This window comes from Pseudomonas sp. PVC-5-1 (assembly GCF_057444345.1).
The window spans coordinates 818490-838106 of sequence record NZ_CM172024.1 but is presented as its reverse complement, the minus strand read 5'-3'; the positions used below and the strand labels follow the sequence as shown (position 1 = coordinate 838106).

Genomic DNA, 19617 nt, shown 5'->3' with positions numbered 1-19617 from the left:
TAGCCGTGTCGACCCGCCCCCGTAGGAATCCTGATGCTGGAATCTTTGCTGGTCCCCACCGCCATCGTTGCCCTCGCCGAAATCGGCGACAAGACGCAATTGCTCGCGCTCATACTCGCTGCCCGCTTCCGCAAGCCCTGGCCGATCATCGCCGGCATCATCGCCGCCACCTTGGCCAACCATGCCGCGGCTGGTGCCGTGGGCGCGTGGGTAGGCAGCTTCTTCAGCGACTCGGCACTGCACTGGATCCTGGCCGCGAGCTTCACCGCCACTGCCCTATGGACCCTGGTTCCGGACAAGATGGATGACGACGAGAACCCGGCGCGCCGCTTCGGGCCGTTCCTGACCACGCTGATCGCGTTCTTCCTGGCTGAAATCGGTGACAAGACCCAGGTCGCCACGGTAATGCTGGCAGCACAGTATCCGTACCTGATCATGGTCATTATCGGTACTACCCTGGGCATGCTGATTGCCAACGTGCCAGTGGTACTGGCGGGTAACTTCGCAGCGGACAAACTGCCGCTGACGCTAATCCGTCGCCTGGCGGCCACGGCGTTCTTCGTGCTGGCGATCGTGGCCGTGTACTCGGCGATGAAAGCCAGTGGCTGGGTGGGTTGACTGCTGACGGGGGCCGCTCTGCGGCCCCTTACGGTCTTACTTCTTGGCCGCCTGATACAGCGGCATCACCTTCGGAATGGCCGCCTGCAACGAAGCAATGCGGCTCTGGGACGCCGGGTGAGTGCTCATGAACTCAGGCGGTGCGCCTTCGGAAGCCTGGCTCATCTTGTTCCACAAGGTGATCGCGGCATTCGGGTCGTAACCGGCACGCGCCGAGAGCTCCAGGCCGATCAGGTCAGCTTCGTTCTCGTTGGCCCGGCTGTTGGGCAGGGTCATGGCATAGTTCACCACGGTATCGGCCATGGCCATGCTGCCCTGGCCGAGGCCAAAGAGGGCACCGGCGCCCTGGCGCGCCATTTCCACGCCATACGCCTTCGACATCGCCTCGCGGCTGTGCTCACGCAAAGCGTGGGCGATCTCGTGGCCCACCACCGCAGCAATTTCCGCATCGGTGAGCTTGAGCTGATCGATCAGGCCGGTGTAGACGATGATCTTGCCGCCCGGGCCGCAGTTGGCGTTGAGCTCGTCGCTCTTGATCACGTTCACTTCCCAGTTCCATTGCGCGGCATCCGGTCGGAACTTGGGGGTCTGGGCGATCAGGCGGTTGGCAATTACCTGCACACGCTTGGCATCTGCGCTCGACTTGTCGAGCACGCCTTTGTTCGATGCTTCACCCAGGGTCTGCTGGTACGACTGGGCGTACATCTGGTTGACCTCATCGGTCGAGAGCATGCTGAACATGTACTGCTGGCGCTCGACGCCGACAGCACCGCCGCTGGTGGTATTAACCGCCTGGCAGCCGGCCAGCAGGATGCCAGCACTCAACAGGCTGACGACAAAAGACTTACGCATGAAAACACTCCCTTTCTACATGCGCCGTATCCTAGGACGACTCGCCGGTGGGCCGCCATAGCCGCACGGAAGAATTTATTTTCCTGCACCGGCCTCTTCGCGGGCACGCCCGCTCCCACAGTGAAAACAGTAAACCTGAAGGCAGTGTAATACCTGTGGGAGCGGGCATGCCCGCGAAGGGGCCGGTGCGGGTAGCCCCTCAAGCCGGGGTCAGGCACTCCGGCGCATCCAGCTTCGGATCATTGACGAAATGCGCCAGGGCCCGTTCGCGCAACGTCGCCGGCGGGCTGGCCAGCAATTCATGCAGGCGGGCCAGCGGCGTGTCCGGGTCAAGCCAGGCGGCCTGCCCTGTCTCGTCCAGTATCAGCGGCCGACGCTGGTTCATCGCCGCCTGGGTCACCACCGCACAACTCAGCCAAACCTGGTCCTGCACAGGGTAGGCCTCCCACACGGCGGCGAAGTACAGCGATGCGCCCTCCCCCGGGGTCAGCCAGTACGGGCGCTTGCGCACGCTACCGCGCCATTCGTAAAAGCCGTTGGCCGGCATCAGGCAGCGGCGCAGGCGAAACGCGTCGCGAAACATCGGCTGCTCGGCCAGGGTTTCGGCGCGGGCATGGGCGGGGGTGCGGGACAGGTCGGTGAGCCAGGCCGGGGTCAACCCCCAGCGCGCCTTGGCCAGTTGCAACTGGCCGTCGAGCTGGCGCTGGATCAGCACCGAAGCCCCGGGCGAGATGTTCCATTGGGCTGGCTGGCCAACGGGAAAGCCCGGCAGACTGGCAAGAGCCTGGGGCCAGCGAAACAGGGCGTAACGTCCACACATGGGCGAATTCAGAACCTAGCAGATCAAGGTACCGGGGAAACTCTCCGGTTCGTCGCCAACCAGTGGCTGGGCATCATTGTACGCATCGATCAGCTGCCGTGCGTACTCGGCCTGTTCATCAGCCACGGCAAGCCCAAGCAAGCCCTGCATCGGCAGTTCACCGGCAGCACCGATCAGGTCACGACCAACCAGGTGCGCATCGATCCCCTCGCTGGCGAGCATGCCTGCCAGCATTTCAGCCTCGAGCAGGTTTTCCGGTTCGTAGATACGCTGCATCAGTCATTCTCACCGAATACATCCAGCATCCACTCCTCGCCATGAACTTGCAGCACGAAGCGGATAGGCTTGCAGCATACCTGACAGTCCTCGATGTACTCCTGATCGCCACCGGACAGGTCCACCGTGGTTTCGACTTCTTCGCCACAATAAGGGCAATCGTAGATAGCAGTTTGCAGCATCGCGGCCTCCGGGGTGACTTATGCGTATAATTGCCGGTCTATTTACAGGGCCTGTGTGTGTCCGAGCCGTTTTTCGGAGCCCGCCCCTACCTTATTACCCTAGCCGTTTCCAACAAGAGAGCATGATGGGCGAATTCGATGCCATCCGACCGTACGACGACGCTGAGGTCCCTGCCGTTCTGGCACGCCTGCTCAGCGACCCGGCATTCCTCGATATCCTCACCCACTTCCGCTTCCCGCGTGCGGCCGGTGCTCTCGGCTGGTTGCTCAAACCGCTGATCGCCCGCCGCCTGCGCAAGGAATTCGCCGGTGTCACCTGTGTCTCGACCTTGCAGGACAAAGTCGAGTACTACGTCGACCAGACCATCGACCGCGCCACCGACGGCGTCACTTATTCGGGCGTGGAGCAGCTCAAGGCCGGCACCGCCTACCTGTTTCTGGCCAACCACCGTGACATCGTCATGGACCCGGCCTTCGTCAACTACGCGGTGTACCACGCCGGCCTGCCCACGCCGCGTATCGCCATTGGCGACAACCTGCTGCAAAAGCCGTTTGTCAGCGACATGATGCGCCTGAACAAGAGCTTCATCGTGCACCGCTCGATCAGTGGGCGCCGCGAGAAGCTGGCGGCCTACCAGTTGCTCTCAGCCTACATCAACCACTCGATCCGCAACGACGCCACGTCGATCTGGATCGCCCAGGCAGAAGGCCGGGCCAAGGATGGTGACGACCGCACCGATTCGGCGATCCTCAAGATGTTCCACATGAGCCGCAAGGACGAGCCGTTCGGCGCGGTGATCCAGAGCCTGAACCTGACACCGGTTTCGATCAGCTACGAATATGACCCGTGCGACCAGGCCAAGGCCCGCGAGTTGTACATCCGCGCCACCACCGGCACCTACAAGAAGGCGCCGGGCGAGGACGACAACAGCATCGCCAAGGGCATTACCGGCTACAAAGGCCGGGTGCACATCAACTTCGCCCCGCCGGTGACCGAGTATCACGAGGATACCAAGCAACTGGCAGCGGAAATCGACCGGCAGATCCTCGGTGGCTACCGACTGTTCCCGGTGCACTACCTGGCCTATGCGATGTGGGATGGCAAGGATGAGGCGCTACAGGTGCCGAACGCCGAGAAGGTGTTCCCGGCCGATGAGCTGGCTCGGGCCAAGGAGGAATGGCAACGCCGCCTGGATGCCTGCCCTGAGGAGCAGCGGCCGTACCTTGTGCTGCAGTATGCGACGCCGGTGCGCAACCAGTACCAGGTCAGGCAGCAGGCACCGGTTGCCTGAGCGAATGCCGGGGCTGCTTTGCAGCCCATCGCCGGCAAGCCAGCTCCCACAGAGACCGCATTTCCCTCAGGCTTGTGTAATCCTGTGGGAGCTGGCTTGCCGGCGATGGGCCGCAAAGCGGCCCCGGAATCTCAGACCCAGGTACTGAACCAGGACAACAGCAACGCCATCGCCAGGCACGAAAAGCCGAGAATGTAGAAGTACCGCGGCACCCGCAGGTCGAACGCGTCCACCACCCCCTCGTCCACCGCCATGTATTCGCGAGTCTCGGCCTCGCGCCGCCGCGCACTGTGGAGCAGCAACCCGCCCGGGCAGGTCAGCAGCAGCGCCAGCAGATTGATCAGCTTGGTCGGGTGGGCGGCCAGGAACCCCCAGAGCACTTGCAAGGACATCACGCAACCTCGGTATGAGCGACGGCAAAGGCCGGCATTCTACCCAAGTCATGCCCAGACGCCCGGTTCAGGCGACAAAGTGTCATCAAATTTCATCTGGCATGGCATGAAGATTTGCCGGCCTCTTCGCGGGCACAGACAACAAAAAACCCGCTGCCTGGAACACAGGCAGCGGGTTTTGTTTTATAGCTGAAGGCTTACTGCCCCAGCACCTGACCGATGGTCGGGTCCTTGAACATGCGGGTCAGGGCATCGCTCAGCACATCGCCCACCAGCTGGGTGTTGGTTTCCTGGTTCGGCGCCATGCCGAAACGCTGGTCCAGCGAAGCGCCGTAACGGCCACTGTAACGGCGGCCGCCATTGGACACGTCGGCACGGAAGGTGGCGCCGATGGTAGCCTCGGTCACGTACAGGTTGTCTTTCGGCGACTGGTACTTCAGCTCGGCCAGGGTCACGGTCAACTGCGGTGCGTTGTAGGCGTTCGGCGTCGGGGTGAAGCCGAGCAGGCGTACAGCGGCTTCAGCCTGGGCCTGCAGCTTGGGCACGATGTCGTTGCCACTCACGCTGATGGTGCTGGTCTCGGGATACATGCCACCGCGAGTGCCCAGGGACTGCGAGGCCCGGCCGTCAACAACCCGGACCACTACCGGCTGGCCATGGCCGACCGGGGCGAGCTGGGCCTTGAGCGTGGGTTGCGGATTGAGTTGTTGCGGGCTGTGGGCACAACCGACCAGGCTGAGGCTGGCCACGGCGATCAAACCGAACAACAGACGTTGCAACATGCGCGTTACTCCAGAAAAAGCGGCGAAGGCCCACAGTATACCTAGCCACGCATCGACCAGTCATCGGTCCGGCCCGCTTGTCACAATCGTTTCATCGCCGCGCCCTTATCCTTGCGCCAAGCCCTAACGCACAGGACTCGCTGCCATGGCCTCGCTCTGGACCCTGCTCTTCCAACGCCCGCGCCACAACACCTATGCCCGCCTCGATGCCGACGGCAAATGCCTGGCCTTCAAGCAATGCAGCCAGGCGCCCAGCGGCAGCGGCTGGGTCCAGATCGGCGAAATCCGGCTCGCCTGGCTGGGCCGCGAGCTGCCCGCCAGTGCCCGGGTTTGCGCCCGCGCAAGCCGCCGCTGGCACCAGCGCATCCTCGCGGCCTGACAAACGCTGCAATAAAAACCACGAATGGCGACATTTCTGCCCGCGACATCGCTATAATCTCCCCCCGATTATAAGGACGTCTCCTGATCGGGCCCCGCACTCGCCGATTGACCCCGGCAACTTCAATGCTTCGCCCACAGAGAGCCTTCCACTCAGGTCTTGCATCGGCTGTCGTGCCTGCTTTTCCGGCCCTTCACACTGCATGAACCTGCGGGTTGCCATCGCGCAGTCCCCTTTTGAGGTTCACGTCTCCAAAAGAGCGTGAAAAAACGGTTTTCACAACTTCACAAGAGTGTGGCGAGCAAATGAACAGTCTGGCATGTGCAAAAGCGGCAGATGTGTCCCGAACAGCCCTGAACAGGCGGCAAATGCGCTCATCCCGTATGAGTGTCTGAGCCGTTCCATAACGCACGCACGACACCTTGACCATAAGTCGAATTGCCGCACCCGTGGCAAACCGCGTTCAATACGCGAACCCGAAGACTGATTGGCGGTGTCCGCGGAAGTTGCAAGAACTGCGAAAAGTCGGACATGGCGACCCTGGCGAACCCAGGTCCTATGCTGTCAATTAGGTAGCTGTAGATTGTGGAGACGCGTTAAATGGCGCAGAACGAATCGGTTGATGTGGTACTGGTAGGCGCAGGCATCATGAGTGCCACCCTGGCCGTACTGCTCAAGGAGCTCGACCCGACCCTGAAGCTTGAGGTCGTGGAGGCGATGGACTCCGGAGCCGCGGAAAGCTCCAACCCCTGGAACAACGCAGGCACCGGCCACGCCGGCCTGTGCGAGCTTAACTACACGCCCCAGGCCGCCGATGGCAGCATCGACATCAAGAAGGCCGTGCACATCAACACCCAGTTCGAGGTTTCGCGCCAGTTCTGGGCCTACCTGAGCAAGAAGGGCAACTTCGGCTCGGCACGTGCCTTCATCAACCCTGTCCCGCACCTGAGCTACGTCGAGGGTGACAAGGGTGTTTCCTTCCTCAAGAAGCGCTATGAGCTGCTCAAGCAGCACCATGCCTTTGCGGACATGGAATACACCGAAGACAAGGCCGTGATGAAGGACTGGATGCCGCTGATGATGCCAGGCCGCCCAGCCGACCAGCACATCGCCGCCACCCGCGTGCTCAAGGGCACCGACGTCAACTTCGGCGCCCTCACCAACAAGCTGCTGAAGCTGCTGGGCGACTCGCAGGACGCCCAGGTCAAGTACAGCAAGAAGGTCGTTGGCCTGCGCCGTAACGGCAAGGGCTGGACCGTGAGCATCAAGGACGTCAACAGCGGCGGTAGCCGTGAAGTGGACGCCCGCTTCGTCTTCCTCGGCGCCGGTGGCGCGGCCCTGCCGCTGCTGCAGCTGTCGGGCATTCCGGAAAGCAAAGGCTTCGGCGGCTTCCCGGTCAGCGGCCAGTGGCTGCGTTGCGACAACCCGGAAATCGTCAAGCAGCACCAGGCCAAGGTCTACAGCCAGGCTGCGGTCGGCGCCCCGCCGATGTCGGTACCGCACCTGGATACCCGCGTGGTCGATGGCAAGAAATCGCTGCTGTTCGGTCCATATGCCGGCTTCACCACCAAGTTCCTCAAGCACGGTTCGCTGATGGACCTGCCGCTGTCGGTACGCATGGGCAACATCGGCCCGATGCTGGCCGTGGCCCGTGACAACATGGACCTGACCAAGTACCTGGTCAGCGAAGTGATGCAGTCGATGGAGCAGCGCCTGGAAGCCCTGCGTCGCTTCTACCCGCAGGCGAAGGCCGAAGACTGGCGCCTGGAAGTAGCCGGTCAGCGCGTGCAGATCATCAAGAAAGATCCGAAGAAAGGCGGCGTGCTGCAGTTCGGTACCGAGCTGGTCTCGGCCCAGGACGGCAGCCTGGCTGCACTGCTCGGCGCATCGCCGGGTGCTTCGGTGACCGTTTCGATCATGCTGGAACTGATCGAGCGCTGCTTCCCCGAGCAGGCCAAAGGTGCCTGGGCTGCCAAGCTCAAGGAAATCTTCCCGGCTCGCGAGAAGACCCTGGCGACCGATGCTGCCCTGTACCACAAGATCAGTGCCGACAACGACGTGGCGCTGGACCTGGTGGAAAGCAGCCCGGCGGCCAAGCATTACGCCTGATTCGGCCGGTCACGAAAAAACGCCCCTCGGGGCGTTTTTTCGTTCCTGGTTACTCATTGACCTGTGCCGGCCTCTTCGCGGGCATGCCCGCTCCCACAGGTTTCGGCGTCGCCCTCAGGCTCTGCACCATCCCTGTGGGAGCGGGCGTGCCCGCGAAAGGGCCGGAGCAGGTTTACAAATCAGCCACGGGCCTTGGCGATGATCTCGATGTAATCCGATGCATTGCGCTGGTCGGCAATCTGCTCGACAAAGGTCTGGCCGTGCTCGTCCTTGCCATCCAGGTCCAGCCCAGCCTCGACGAAGAAGCCGACAAAACGCTCGAAATCGTCGATGCGCAGGCCGCGGTAGGCCTTGACCAGCTTGTGCAGCGACGGCGAGGTCACGCCATCAGCCGGCTCGAACTGGAGGAACGACTTGATGTAGTCGTCGCTGATCTCGTCACCGATTACCTGTTTCTTGTCTTTACGCATTGCCGACTCCAACTGGACCATCACGAAATTTCGAAGGCCGGCAGTGTACCCCCCGCAGGCCGGGCGCCTCAACGCGTACGTACGGTACCGGTGTGCAGGTCGGCCCAGACGTGGCCGTTGCCGTAGGTGAGGAACTGCACATACAGTGTCTCGTTGCGCAGCAGGTCCATGATCACGCGGTAGTCGCTGAGCGGATAATTCAGGCTCAGGGTGCGGGTTTTCTCATCGTATACGGGTTTCTTCAGGCTCTTGGCCGCTTCACCGTCAAAGGTCAGCAGTACCTGGGCGATGGTTGCGCCCTTGCTCAGCGGCTTGCCCTTGAGGCGCACCTGCAACGACGAGGTGATCGGGATCGGCTGCTGGTCGGATTGGCGTTGGGTACCCACTACCACCGAGTAGTCGGTCACTTGCAGCAATTGCTGGCCGGTCGGCGCTTCCTGGCGCAGGGACTGGTCGTCAGGTGGCAGGAACTGGCTGTGCAACGGTGCGGCGGCGAGTGGCAGGCTGACCGCCAGCAGGAGGGGAAGAAACGCACGCATGTGAGGCTCCTTGAATGAAGGAGCACTCTAGCACGGCCTGCACAGGCTCTTGTAGGAGCGGCCTTGTGTCGCGATGGGCCGCAAAGCGGCCCCGGTCATGTTGGTGGCGAAGCTTCAATCGAGGGGCTGCTGCGCAGCCCGATCGCGACACAAGGCCGCTCCTACAGTTGAGTGCGCCGGCCCGACATCAATCGAACTGCGCGCGCATCCAGGCCTGGTACTCGTCCACGCCCTCTTCTCCTTCGCGCGGCGCCCAGTGCGCATGTTCGCCTTCACCCACCGGCCGATACGGTCCGGCCTTGCACTCGAACAGGATGCTGTCCGGCTCCAGCACCACAAGCCCATGGTAAATACCAGGCGCCAGGTCCACACCCAGGCAATCGCCGCCCGCCTGCAGCACTCGCTTGTCGGTCACCGCCCCCTGCTCGTTGAAAAGCAGCAGGCCCAGGCAACCCTTGAGCACGACCAGCGTTTCGGCTTTGTCATCGCTCAGGTGCCGATGCGGCGGGATATAGGTGCTCGGTTGCAGCCCGACTGCCATGCGGTGGCAAGGCTCTTCCATCTCATGGAAATTGTGATGTTGCCGCCCGCGCGGGTTGGCTGCAGCCTTTGCGGCCAGCCCGGCGAACAGCGATTGGTCGATGAACGCAGGCTGGCGCATGATCACAGCCCCTTTACGGCGAAGATGCCGTTGGCGTTGCGCCAGTAGCCTTTGTAGTCCATGCCGTAACCGAAGATATAGCGGTCGACGCAGGGCAAGCCCACGTAGTTGGCCTTGAGTTCCGGGCTGGCCTTGCGGTCATGTTCCTTGTCGATCAGTACCGCGGTGTGCACCGAGCGCGCACCGGCGTGCTTGCAGAACTCGATGATGGCGCTGAGGGTGTGCCCTTCGTCGAGGATGTCATCGACGATCAGTACGTCACGGTCGATGAACGATACTTCGGGCTTGGCCTTCCAGAACAGCTCGCCTCCGCTGGTCTGGTTGCGGTAGCGGGTAGCGTGCAGGTAGCTGGCTTCCAGTGGGAACTGCAGGTGGGTCAGCAGTTTGCCCGAGAAGATCAGGCCGCCGTTCATCACGCAGAAAACCACCGGGTTCTTGTCGTGCAGGTCCTTGCAGATCTGCTCGCCGACTTTGGCGATGGCCGCTTCGACTTCGGCTTCGGTGTACAGGCAGTCAGCTTCACGCATGACTTGACGGATATGCTCGAGATCGGCGGACATGGCGCTCTCCGGGGGTGCATTTTGGAAAAGCGGGCAAAGGTACGCATCCGCTCGTCACAGATCAAGCATTTATGGACTAACGTCCAGAATGACCAGACGACAGCACAGGCTGAATAGATTAATCTAGCGCGGTTTTTTTGCCCGCCTTTCGGAGCCCCCTATGCCCACTCGTGAGATCCGCCATCCGCTGATCCGCCACAAGCTCGGCCTGATGCGCCGTGCCGATATCAGCACCAAGAATTTTCGCGAACTTGCCCAGGAAGTCGGAGCGCTCCTGACCTACGAAGCCACCCAGGACCTGCCGCTCGAAACCTACGAGATCGACGGCTGGTGCGGCAAGGTGCAAGTTGAAAAAATCGCCGGCAAGAAGATTACCGTGGTACCGATCCTGCGAGCCGGCATCGGCATGCTCGACGGCGTGCTCAGCCTGATCCCGGGCGCCAAGGTCAGCGCCGTCGGCGTTGCCCGCAACGAGGAAACCCTCGAAGCCCACACCTACCTGGAAAAGCTCGCGCCGGACATCAACCAGCGCCTGGCCCTGATCATCGACCCGATGCTGGCCACCGGCGGTTCGATGGTCGCCACCATCGACCTGCTGAAAAAGGCCGGCTGCAAAGAGATCCGCGCCATGGTTTTGGTCGCTGCGCCAGAAGGCATCGAAGTGGTGGAAAAAGCCCACCCGGACGTGCAGATCTACACCGCCTCGATCGACCAGCGCCTGAACGAACACGGCTACATCGTGCCGGGCCTGGGCGATGCCGGTGACAAGATCTTCGGCACCAAGCAAAAGGACGCCTGACCATGCAGGACGGCTTCAACGACCCGCTCTGGCGCCAGGTCGTTTCGGGCGCGCAGATGCTCTTCGTGGCATTTGGCGCGCTGGTGCTGATGCCACTGATCACCGGCCTCGATCCGAACGTAGCGCTGTTCACTGCCGGCATCGGCACCCTGCTGTTCCAGCTGGTCACCGGCCGCCAGGTCCCCGTGTTCCTGGCCTCGAGCTTTGCTTTCATCACCCCGATCATCCTCGCCAAGGGCCAGTTCGGCCTGGCCGAGACCATGGGCGGCGTGATGGCCGCAGGTTTCGTGTACACCTTCATGGGCCTGATGGTAAAAATCAAAGGCACTGGCTTCATCGACCGCATGCTGCCGCCGGTGGTGATCGGCCCGGTGATCATCTCCATCGGCCTGGCCATGGCGCCGATCGCCGCCAACATGGCGATGGGCAAGGCCGGTGACGGCAGCGTGCTGCTGCCGTACAAGACCGCCATGATGATCTCGATGCCGGCCCTGCTGACAACGCTGATCGTTGCCGTGTTCGGCAAGGGCATCTTCCGTCTGGTGCCGATCATTGCCGGCGTGTTCGTAGGCTTTGCCCTGTCGTTCGCCTTTGGCGTGGTCGACACTGCCAAGATCGCCGCCGCGCCGTGGCTGGAGCTGCCCAACTTCACCGCGCCAGCATTCAACTGGCAGGCCATCCTGTTCATCGTCCCGGTTGCCCTGGCACCGGCGATCGAGCACATCGGCGGGGTGATCGCAGTCGGCAGCGTGACCGGCCGCGACTACCTGAAGAAGCCCGGCCTGCACCGCACCCTGCTGGGCGACGGCCTGGCCACCACCGCAGCCGGCCTGTTCGGCGGCCCGCCCAACACCACCTATGCCGAAGTCACCGGCGCGGTGATGCTGACCAAGAACTACAACCCGAAGATCATGACCTGGGCGGCGATTTTCGCTATCACACTCGCCTTCATCGGCAAGTTCGGCGCATTGCTGCAAAGCATCCCGGTACCGGTGATGGGTGGCATCCTGTGCCTGCTGTTCGGCTCGATCGCGGCGGTGGGCATGAACACCATGATCCGCCACAAGATCGACCTGGCTGAAGCGCGCAACCTGGTGATCGTGTCGGTGACACTGGTGTTCGGTATCGGCGGCGTACTGATCGGCAGTGGTGATGGCCCGGATGACTGGGGCCTGAAGGGCATCGCCCTGTGCGCCATCGTGGCTATCGCCCTGAACCTGATCTTGCCGGGCAATGATGGCTGGAAGCACAAGAAGCTGGATGATCAGTTGCCTTGATTCGGCTTTAGCCTGACCTGGCCTCTTCGCGGGCTTGCCCGCTCCCACAGGTACTCCACTGCTCTCTGCCATCGTGCAGAACCTGTAGGAGCGGGCAAGCCCGCGAAGAGGCCGGTACAGACAACCTGAAAGTCAGGCCTTTTCGCACATCCCCGCCAGCGCCTTCACCCACTCCGGGTGATCATTCAGGCAAGGCACCAGCACCAGCTCCTGCCCGCCGGCCTCGACAAACTGCTCGCTCCCGCGCATGCCGATCTCTTCCAGGGTCTCGATGCAATCGGCCACGAACGCCGGGCACATTACCAGCAGCTTCTTCACCCCAGCCTTGGCCAGCTCGTCCAGCCGCGCCTCGGTATAGGGTTCGATCCACTTGGCCCGCCCCAGTCGTGACTGGAACGACACCGACCATTTGCCATCGGGTATGCCCATCTTCTGCGCAAAGGCACTGGCCGTTGCCAGGCACTGCCCGCGGTAGCACACCGCGCGCATGTCGGCACTGGCATCCTTGCAGCAATCGGCCGCCTGGAAGTCATGCTTGCCGGTAGGGTCCAGCTTCTTCAAATGGCGCTCCGGCAAGCCATGGAAGCTCAGCAACAGGTGATCGTAATCCTGCTCCAGGTAAGGCCGGGCGCTGGCGACCAATGCCTCGATGTAGTCCGGGTGCTCGTAGAATGGCTGCAGCACGCGAAGTTGCAACGGCAACTGGCGTTCACTGACCGTCTGCCTGGCCAGTTCCACCACAGTGGTCACCGTGCTGTCAGCGAACTGTGGATACAGCGGCGCCAGGGTCACCTTGCGCACACCCTGGGCCACCAGGCGCTCCAGCACCTCGGGCAAGGCCGGCTGGCCATAGCGCATGGCAATCTCCACCGGGCCATGGGGCCAGTGCTCGACCATCGCCGCCTGCAGGCGACGGGTCAGCACTACCAGCGGCGAGCCCTCTTCCCACCAGATCGAGCCATAGGCGTGCGCCGACTGCTCCGGGCGCTTGATCAGGATCAGCGACACCAGCAGGCGCCGTACCGGCCAGGGCAGGTCGATCACATACGGGTCCATGAGGAACTGGTTGAGGTAGCGGCGCACATCGGCCACCGAGGTGGAGGCCGGGGAACCCAGGTTGACCAGCAGCAGGGCGTGATCGGTCATGCAGCGTCCTATGTCAGAGGCGGCTGGACAGGTTGTCCAGAGCCGATTGCAAATCGTTGAAGCGGAAGGTGAAGCCTGCCGCCAGCAAGCGTGCCGGGCGGGCGCGCTGGCCGCCGAGTAGCAGGGTCGACAGCTCACCCAGCCCCGCCTTGAGCAGCAGTGCCGGAACTGGCAGCAGCGCCGGCCGGTGCAAGGTGCGGCCCAGGCGCCTGGCGAACTCGCGGTTGCGCACCGGCTCCGGGGCGCAGGCATTATAAGGACCGCTGGCATCCTTGTGCTGCAAGAGAAAATCAATCAGGGCGACCTGGTCGTCTATATGGATCCAAGGCATCCACTGCCGCCCGTCGCCCAAAGGCCCGCCCAGCCCCAGTTTGAAGGGCAGGCGCAGGCGCGACAAAAAGCCGCCATCACTGGCCAGAACCAACCCGGTACGCACCAGCACCACGCGAATGCCCTGGGCCTGGGAACGCAGCGCCGTCTCTTCCCAGGCGATGCACAGCTGGCTGGCGAAATCTTCGCGCACCGGCGGTGAAGCCTCGGTCAGCTCGCGTTCGCCGCCGTCTCCGTACCAGCCCACCGCCGAGCCGGAAATCAACACTTCCGGGCGCTGTTCGCGGCTGCCCAGCCAGGCCAGCAACTGCTCGGTGAGGGTGACGCGGCTGGCCCACAGCAGGTTGCGCCGGGTCGCCGTCCAGGGCCGGTCGGCAATCGGGGCGCCGGCCAGGTTGATCACCGCGTCCAGCTGATCGTCCGCCTCCAGTTGCTCCAGGCGGGCGATGCCACGCACGCCGGTCCCACAAATTTTCGGCACCTGTTCAGGCCGCCGACTCCACACCGTCAGGCGATGACCCTGGCCGAGCCAGTACTGGCACAGGTGCTTGCCAATCAACCCGGTGCCGCCTGTCAGCAATATATGCATGGCTGTGTCCTCGCAGAATGCGGCGGTGGTCTATTTTTAACATCAAGGCACTTTTTTGACCCGACGCTCTCGGATAAACATAGGCCAACCTGCCTGCCAACACGGAATAACCTTATACAACATTTGAGCATTGTACAGGTTTGCCTGACAGCGTAGTCTGCTTACAGCAAGGTTTGAAGAGGCCATCATGACAGTACCTATCGCCATCATCGGGGCCGGTATCGCCGGTCTGTCAGCCGCCCAGGCCTTGCAGAAGGCCGGGCAATCCGTGCATTTGTTCGACAAGGGCCACGGCAGTGGCGGGCGCATGGCCAGCAAGCGCAGCGAAGCTGGCGCGCTGGACCTCGGCGCCCAATACTTCACGGCCCGTGACCGCCGCTTCGTCGAGCAGGTACAGCAATGGGTTGCCGCCGGTTGGGCCGCGCAATGGAAGCCACAGCTGTACAACTACCGCGATGGTGAACTCAGCCCCTCCCCCGACGAGCAGACGCGCTGGGTGGGCGTGCCGCGCATGAGTGCAATCACCCGCGGCCTGCTCAAGGACGTGACGGTCAACTTCGGCTGCCGCATCGCCGAAGTGTTCCGCGGCAAGCAGTACTGGCACCTGCAGGACACCGAAGGCTGCAGCCACGGCCCCTACAGCCGCGTGGTGATCGCCGTGCCGGCGCCACAGGCCACGCCGCTGCTGGCCGCTACCCCGAAGCTCGCTGCCGTGGCCGCCGGTGTGCAGATGGAGCCCACCTGGGCCGTCGCCCTGGCCTTCCAGACACCGCTGGACACCCCGATGCAAGGCTGCTTCGTGCAGGACAACCCGCTCGACTGGCTGGCGCGCAACCGCAGCAAGCCCGGGCGTGACGAGCAACTCGACACCTGGGTACTGCACGCCACCTCGGACTGGAGCCGGCAACACATCGACCTGCCCAAGGAGGAAGTGATCGAACAGCTGTGGGGCGAATTCGCCGAACTGGTCGGCTGCGTGGTGCCAGCACCTACTTTTGCCTTGGCCCACCGCTGGCTTTATGCCCGCCCGAGCAGCAACCATGAATGGGGCGCACTGGCCGATGCTGACCAGGGCCTATACGCCTGCGGCGACTGGTGCCTGTCCGGCCGTGTCGAGGGCGCCTGGCTCAGTGGCCAGGAAGCGGCGCGTCGGCTGCTGGAACATCTCGAGTGATGTAGGGTTATACAAAAAAAACTGTTTGCATAACTTCCGGGCTGTGCTGGAATGAACCTGTACAACTATTTTGTCTCGTACAGGTTTTTGGAGGCAGCCCATGCACGACTCATCCGCCCACAGCAAGCCGCGTATCGCCATCAGCGCCTGCCTGACCGGGCACAGCGTGCGCTATAACGGCGGCCACAAGGCCTCCGACCTGTGCCGTATGCAACTCGAGGAACATTTCGACTGGTTGCCGGTGTGCCCGGAGGTGGCCATCGGCCTGGGCGTGCCGCGCGACCCGATCCGCCTGGTCGGCGACCCCGAGCAGCCGGAAGTGGTAGGCACCCGCAACCCCGGCATGGACCTGACCGGGCCGCTGCGCAGCTATGGCGAGCAAATGGCGGCGGAACTCGATGATATCTGCGGCTACATCTTCATGCAGAAATCGCCTTCCTGTGGCCTGGAGCGGGTCAAGGTATACCAGGACAATGGCCACCCTGCCTTTCACGGTGGGCGGGGAGTGTATGCCCAGGCGTTCTGCGCACGGCGGCCGGACCTGCCGGTAGAAGAAGAAGGCCGCCTGCACGACCCCATACTGCGCGAGAACTTCATCAGCCGCGTGTACGCCTACGCCGACTGGCAACGCCTGCTGGCCGAAGGCCTGAGCCGTGGCGCTCTGGTGAGATTCCACTCACGCTACAAGTACCTGTTGATGGCCAACAACCCGCAGGCCTACCGCAGCCTCGGGCGCCTGCTCGGCAGCATGAGCAAGGACGATGACCCGCAAAGCATCGGCCCGCGCTACTTCAGCCAGCTGATGCAGGCTCTGCGCCGCTGTGCCAGCCGCGGCACTCATTGCAACGTGCTGCAGCATCTGAGCGGCTACTTCAAGGACATCCTCACACGGCAGGACAAAGCCGAGCTGCAGGCCATCATCGGCCAATACCAGCAAGGCGTGGTGCCGCTGGTAGTGCCGCTGACCCTGCTCAAGCACCATTTGCGCAAGCATCCCGATCCGTATCTGCAGCAGCAGGCCTACCTTCAGCCGCACCCCGAGAGCCTGGGCCTGCGCAATGCCGTCTGAGATCCTGTTGCCCATCGGCGAACTGGCTCGCCGCACGGGCGTCAATCCCGTCACCCTGCGAGCCTGGGAGCGCCGCTACGGCCTGCTCAAGCCCCAGCGTACCGCCAAGGGCCATCGCCTGTATCCGCTGGAGCAGGTCGAACGAGTAGAAGCGATCCTTGCCTGGCTGCAGCGCGGCGCCTCCGTCGGCCAGGTACGCGAGCTGCTCGACAAACCGGCCAGCACGCCGCCGAAAGGCGACTGGCAAGCCCGGCAGTTCCAACTGATCGAGGCCATCGCCACGCTGTCGCAGCGCGCCCTCGACCAGCAGCTCAACCAGGCGATGGCCCTGTACCCGGCCGTCACCCTGTGCGAGCAATTGCTGTTGCCGCTGCTCGACCTCCTCGACCTGCGCTGGCGCAACTATTTCAACGCACGGCTGGAACAGGTGTTTTTCCACAGCTGGTTGCGCAGCAAGCTGGGCGCCAGGGTCTACCACGACAACCAGTTGCTGCAAGGGCCTGCCATCTTGCTGGCCGAAGACAGCGAACAAACTTTCAGCCCCGGTTTGTGGTTGTGCGCCTGGCTGTTCACCAGCAACGGCCTGCCGGTTGAAGTGCTGGAGCACACCATTGCTGGCGCGCACCTGCAACGCGCAGCCACCATGCTCAAGCCACGCGCCGTGCTCCTGCACCTGGGGCCACGCATCGATGACAAGGCGTTGCACCGTACCCTGTCCAACCTGCCCGTGCCAACCCTGGCTGGCGGGCCGACGCTGGCGCTGCATGAAACCCGGCTGCGCGCCCTGGGGCTGCCCAATCTTGCCCTGTTCGATACCCCGCAGGCGGCATTGCGTTTGCTGCAAGCCCATGACCGCCAGCCTGGAGAGATGACCGCACCATGCACCTGACCTGGCTGCGCAGCGACCTGCGCATCGATGACAACACCGCGCTAGCCGCCGCCAGCGAACGCGGCCCGACCCTCGCACTGTGGCTGGTCAGCCCCGGGCAATGGCTGGCCCACGACGACGCCGCCTGCAAAGTCGACTTCTGGCTGCGCAACCTGCGCGACCTGCGCCAGTCGCTGGAGCGCTTGAACATCCCCCTGCTGATCCGCAGGATCGACACCTGGGACCAGGCGCCACAGGCCGTACTCGACGTCTGCCGCCAACATCAGGTGCAAAGCGTGCACTGGAACGAGGAGTACGGCATCAACGAGCAACGTCGCGACGACGCCACCCGCGCGCTGCTGGAAAAGTCGTCCATCCAGGCCCACAGCCACCTCGACCAGCTGTTGTTCCGCCCGGGCACCATCCTTACCCGCGGCGGCGACTACTTCCAGGTGTTCAGCCAGTTCAAGAAGAGCTGCCTGGAGCACCTGCACCGCAGCCTCCCTGCCCTGGCCCGCCAGATAAAACGCCAGGCACCGCTGCAGGTCAGCAGCGACCCGATCCCACAGCACGTGGACGGCTTCGAAAAACCCGCGCAGGCGCTGCGCGACCACTGGCCCGCCGGCGAAGCCGAAGCGCAGGCGCGGCTGACCCGTTTTCTCGATGAAACCATCGACGATTACCAACAGCTGCGTGACTTGCCTGCAAAGCCCGGTACCAGCCAGCTCTCCGCCTATCTGGCCGCCGGCGTGATCTCGCCACGCCAGTGCCTGCACGGTGCCCTGGCCAGCAACCGCGGCGAGTTCGACAGCGGCAGCAGCGGCGTGCAAACCTGGATCAACGAGCTGCTCTGGCGCGAATTCTACAAACACATCCTGACCGGTTATCCACAGGTCTCGCGTCACCGCGCCTTCCGCGCCCAGACCGAAGCCCTGCCCTGGCGCGATGCACCGGCCGACCTCGAAGCATGGGAACAGGGCCGAACCGGCTTCCCGATCATCGACGCCGCCATGCGCCAACTGCTGCACACCGGGTGGATGCACAACCGCCTGCGCATGATCGTGGCCATGTTCCTCAGCAAGAACCTGCTGATCGACTGGCGCAAGGGCGAGCGGCATTTCATGCGCCACTTGATAGACGGCGACCTGGCCGCCAACAACGGCGGTTGGCAGTGGAGCGCGTCCACTGGCACCGACGCAGTGCCCTATTTCCGCATCTTCAACCCGGTTTCACAGTCGCAGCGATTCGACCCGCAAGGGCGTTTCATTCGGCACTGGCTGCCGGAATTGCAGGGGGTGGATGAAAAAGCCATTCATTTCCCCGTGAAGTCGGCCGATCTTTTTGCTAGATATTCCTACCACAGTCCAATTGTCGATCTCGACAGCAGTCGTCAGCGCGCACTGGAGGCATTCAAGAACCTCCCGCGCCGGCAGGATCAGAGGGCAGCATCTTGAACAACGCACGCAGTATCTGGGTGACGGGAGCAGGCAATGGACTTGGCCTGGCGTTAGTGGAGGGGCTGCTCGGGCAAGGACACCGGGTAGCTGCAAGCGCGAAGCATGGCGAGGCACTGGATGCCTTGGGTGCACGCTATGGCAGCCAGCTGTTGCGCTTGCCGTGGCAGTTGCACGAAGAACATCAGGCGGCCCAGGCCAGCCAGCAGATCTGCCATGCCTGGTGCGCGCTGGATGGCTTGATCATCAACGCCGGTACCAGCGATTACCTGGCGGACGATGTGGCTGACAGCGAGTTGTTCGAGGCGATCGTCACGGACAACCAGTTGGCCGGCGAGCATTGCCTGGCCAGTGCGCTGCCGTTGTTGGCGAAGGGTGACTCGCCGCAGGTGATGGCGGTGTTCAACCGTTATTCAGCGCTGCAGTTGCATGCACCGACGCAGGTGCCTGCGGGCTGGAACAACATGCCGCAATGGATGCGCGAGCAGCGTCAGGCGTTGAAGGCGCAGGGGGTTGAGCTGACCGTGGTGGGGCCGCAGTCGCTGAAGACACCCGTGACACCGGCGCAGGCGCTACCGGAGGCGTGGACGCCGCAGAATGCGGCGGAAGAGCTGCTGCGGCGGTGGCCGCAGAGGGAGCCCGAGCTTGTGCTGGAGGCTTTGGATCTGACTAGCCTGTGGCCTTTGCCACTCAAGTAATCGATGTGGTGACCGTTCCGGCCCTATCGCCGGCAAGCCGGCTCCCACCTCGACCGCATCGGCTTGAAGTCATGCGCATAACCTGTAGGAGCAGCCTTGTGCTGCGAAGAGGGCAGTAGGGCAGCAGATGTTCTTCTGCAGCAATGGCTTCTTCGCAGCACAAGGCTGCTCCTACAAGGTGATGAGGTAGCCTGAGTAATGGAGCAAGACAGTTGCTCCCCCAGGTACCTCATAGATCTCAAGCTATGTGAGCCCCCCTGTGGGAGCGGGTTCACCCGCGA

23 protein-coding genes are annotated in these 19617 nt (G+C 63.1%); 11 read left to right on the top strand and 12 right to left on the bottom strand.

Features of this window, described 5'->3' with window-relative positions; all coding sequences use genetic code 11:
- The first annotated feature begins 33 nt into the window (after nucleotides 1–33).
- Nucleotides 34–618, top strand: coding sequence for a TMEM165/GDT1 family protein (locus AC2T3R_RS03850; RefSeq protein ID WP_013970934.1), 585 nt, complete (start codon nucleotides 34–36; stop codon nucleotides 616–618).
- A gap of 36 nt (nucleotides 619–654) precedes the next feature.
- Here the strand turns inward: AC2T3R_RS03850 and AC2T3R_RS03845 are convergent, their stop codons facing one another.
- The 4 genes from AC2T3R_RS03845 to AC2T3R_RS03830 form a co-directional block, all read right to left on the bottom strand.
- Nucleotides 655–1470 (bottom strand): M48 family metallopeptidase, encoded by an 816-nt coding sequence (locus AC2T3R_RS03845; RefSeq protein WP_013970933.1) that lies wholly within the window; start codon nucleotides 1468–1470, stop codon nucleotides 655–657.
- A 199-nt stretch (nucleotides 1471–1669) separates the two neighbouring features.
- A complete protein-coding gene (locus AC2T3R_RS03840) occupies nucleotides 1670–2290 on the bottom strand; it encodes an SOS response-associated peptidase (RefSeq protein ID WP_410952025.1) in 621 nt (206 codons plus the stop codon).
- Nucleotides 2291–2305: 15 nt separating this feature from the next.
- On the bottom strand, nucleotides 2306–2566 hold the full coding sequence (locus AC2T3R_RS03835) for a putative signal transducing protein (protein ID WP_003260668.1): 261 nt from the start codon (nucleotides 2564–2566) through the stop codon (nucleotides 2306–2308).
- Nucleotides 2566–2748 carry a CPXCG motif-containing cysteine-rich protein gene (locus AC2T3R_RS03830; RefSeq protein ID WP_003260667.1) on the bottom strand — a complete coding sequence of 61 codons (183 nt, stop codon included), beginning with the start codon at nucleotides 2746–2748 and terminating at the stop codon, nucleotides 2566–2568. Before AC2T3R_RS03830 ends, AC2T3R_RS03835 begins: the two co-directional genes overlap by 1 nt.
- A gap of 125 nt (nucleotides 2749–2873) precedes the next feature.
- On the opposite strand from AC2T3R_RS03830, the gene AC2T3R_RS03825 reads away from it, so the two are divergent.
- The gene (locus tag AC2T3R_RS03825; RefSeq protein ID WP_486744668.1) at nucleotides 2874–4040 is read left to right on the top strand and encodes a 1-acyl-sn-glycerol-3-phosphate acyltransferase; all 1167 of its coding nucleotides are present in this window, start codon (nucleotides 2874–2876) and stop codon (nucleotides 4038–4040) included.
- A gap of 131 nt (nucleotides 4041–4171) precedes the next feature.
- On the opposite strand, the gene AC2T3R_RS03820 is transcribed toward AC2T3R_RS03825, so the two are convergent.
- Both AC2T3R_RS03820 and AC2T3R_RS03815 read right to left on the bottom strand, forming a co-directional pair.
- Nucleotides 4172–4432 carry a hypothetical protein gene (locus AC2T3R_RS03820; RefSeq protein ID WP_012270506.1) on the bottom strand — a complete coding sequence of 87 codons (261 nt, stop codon included), beginning with the start codon at nucleotides 4430–4432 and terminating at the stop codon, nucleotides 4172–4174.
- 197 nt (nucleotides 4433–4629) lie between these two features.
- Nucleotides 4630–5214 (bottom strand): YajG family lipoprotein, encoded by a 585-nt coding sequence (locus AC2T3R_RS03815; RefSeq protein ID WP_013970929.1) that lies wholly within the window; start codon nucleotides 5212–5214, stop codon nucleotides 4630–4632.
- A 145-nt stretch (nucleotides 5215–5359) separates the two neighbouring features.
- Between AC2T3R_RS03815 and AC2T3R_RS03810 the strand changes: the two genes are divergently transcribed.
- Both AC2T3R_RS03810 and mqo read left to right on the top strand, forming a co-directional pair.
- The gene (locus AC2T3R_RS03810) at nucleotides 5360–5593 is read left to right on the top strand and encodes a hypothetical protein (RefSeq protein ID WP_013970928.1); all 234 of its coding nucleotides are present in this window, start codon (nucleotides 5360–5362) and stop codon (nucleotides 5591–5593) included.
- A 600-nt stretch (nucleotides 5594–6193) separates the two neighbouring features.
- The gene (gene mqo / locus AC2T3R_RS03805) at nucleotides 6194–7702 is read left to right on the top strand and encodes a malate dehydrogenase (quinone) (RefSeq protein ID WP_013970927.1); all 1509 of its coding nucleotides are present in this window, start codon (nucleotides 6194–6196) and stop codon (nucleotides 7700–7702) included.
- Nucleotides 7703–7881: 179 nt separating this feature from the next.
- Here the strand turns inward: mqo and AC2T3R_RS03800 are convergent, their stop codons facing one another.
- The 4 genes from AC2T3R_RS03800 to AC2T3R_RS03785 all read right to left on the bottom strand — a co-directional run bounded on the left by AC2T3R_RS03800 (nucleotide 7882) and on the right by AC2T3R_RS03785 (nucleotide 9932).
- Nucleotides 7882–8172, bottom strand: coding sequence for a PA4642 family protein (locus AC2T3R_RS03800; RefSeq protein ID WP_410952027.1), 291 nt, complete (start codon nucleotides 8170–8172; stop codon nucleotides 7882–7884).
- A 68-nt stretch (nucleotides 8173–8240) separates the two neighbouring features.
- Nucleotides 8241–8711, bottom strand: coding sequence for a hypothetical protein (locus tag AC2T3R_RS03795; RefSeq protein ID WP_013970925.1), 471 nt, complete (start codon nucleotides 8709–8711; stop codon nucleotides 8241–8243).
- A gap of 187 nt (nucleotides 8712–8898) precedes the next feature.
- Nucleotides 8899–9372: a WbuC family cupin fold metalloprotein gene (locus tag AC2T3R_RS03790; RefSeq protein WP_015268953.1), complete on the bottom strand. Its 474-nt coding sequence runs from the start codon at nucleotides 9370–9372 to the stop codon at nucleotides 8899–8901.
- Between the two features lie 2 nt (nucleotides 9373–9374).
- Nucleotides 9375–9932, bottom strand: coding sequence for a hypoxanthine-guanine phosphoribosyltransferase (locus AC2T3R_RS03785; RefSeq protein ID WP_013970923.1), 558 nt, complete (start codon nucleotides 9930–9932; stop codon nucleotides 9375–9377).
- A 160-nt stretch (nucleotides 9933–10092) separates the two neighbouring features.
- On the opposite strand from AC2T3R_RS03785, the gene upp reads away from it, so the two are divergent.
- The gene (gene upp, locus AC2T3R_RS03780; RefSeq protein WP_011532223.1) at nucleotides 10093–10731 is read left to right on the top strand and encodes a uracil phosphoribosyltransferase; all 639 of its coding nucleotides are present in this window, start codon (nucleotides 10093–10095) and stop codon (nucleotides 10729–10731) included.
- A 2-nt stretch (nucleotides 10732–10733) separates the two neighbouring features.
- Nucleotides 10734–12008 (top strand): uracil-xanthine permease family protein, encoded by a 1275-nt coding sequence (locus AC2T3R_RS03775; protein ID WP_013970921.1) that lies wholly within the window; start codon nucleotides 10734–10736, stop codon nucleotides 12006–12008.
- Between the two features lie 132 nt (nucleotides 12009–12140).
- Here AC2T3R_RS03775 and hemH read toward each other — a convergent pair whose 3' ends face one another.
- Both hemH and AC2T3R_RS03765 read right to left on the bottom strand, forming a co-directional pair.
- A complete protein-coding gene (hemH, locus tag AC2T3R_RS03770) occupies nucleotides 12141–13154 on the bottom strand; it encodes a ferrochelatase (protein WP_410952028.1) in 1014 nt (337 codons plus the stop codon).
- A 13-nt stretch (nucleotides 13155–13167) separates the two neighbouring features.
- Complete coding sequence (locus AC2T3R_RS03765) at nucleotides 13168–14073, bottom strand: TIGR01777 family oxidoreductase (protein ID WP_486744667.1); 906 nt, start codon at nucleotides 14071–14073, stop codon at nucleotides 13168–13170.
- Between the two features lie 187 nt (nucleotides 14074–14260).
- Between AC2T3R_RS03765 and AC2T3R_RS03760 the strand changes: the two genes are divergently transcribed.
- The 5 genes from AC2T3R_RS03760 (at nucleotide 14261) to AC2T3R_RS03740 (ending at nucleotide 19336) form a co-directional block, all read left to right on the top strand.
- Complete coding sequence (locus AC2T3R_RS03760; RefSeq protein ID WP_013970918.1) at nucleotides 14261–15247, top strand: NAD(P)/FAD-dependent oxidoreductase; 987 nt, start codon at nucleotides 14261–14263, stop codon at nucleotides 15245–15247.
- Between the two features lie 100 nt (nucleotides 15248–15347).
- The gene (locus tag AC2T3R_RS03755) at nucleotides 15348–16316 is read left to right on the top strand and encodes a YbgA family protein (protein WP_013970917.1); all 969 of its coding nucleotides are present in this window, start codon (nucleotides 15348–15350) and stop codon (nucleotides 16314–16316) included.
- Nucleotides 16306–17205: a MerR family transcriptional regulator gene (locus AC2T3R_RS03750; protein ID WP_013970916.1), complete on the top strand. Its 900-nt coding sequence runs from the start codon at nucleotides 16306–16308 to the stop codon at nucleotides 17203–17205. The genes AC2T3R_RS03755 and AC2T3R_RS03750 overlap by 11 nt, the downstream gene beginning before the upstream one ends.
- Nucleotides 17196–18638 carry a deoxyribodipyrimidine photo-lyase gene (gene phrB / locus AC2T3R_RS03745; protein ID WP_486744666.1) on the top strand — a complete coding sequence of 481 codons (1443 nt, stop codon included), beginning with the start codon at nucleotides 17196–17198 and terminating at the stop codon, nucleotides 18636–18638. Before AC2T3R_RS03750 ends, phrB begins: the two co-directional genes overlap by 10 nt.
- Nucleotides 18635–19336 (top strand): SDR family oxidoreductase, encoded by a 702-nt coding sequence (locus AC2T3R_RS03740; protein WP_410952032.1) that lies wholly within the window; start codon nucleotides 18635–18637, stop codon nucleotides 19334–19336. The genes phrB and AC2T3R_RS03740 overlap by 4 nt, the downstream gene beginning before the upstream one ends.
- The last annotated feature ends 281 nt before the right edge of the window (nucleotides 19337–19617 follow it).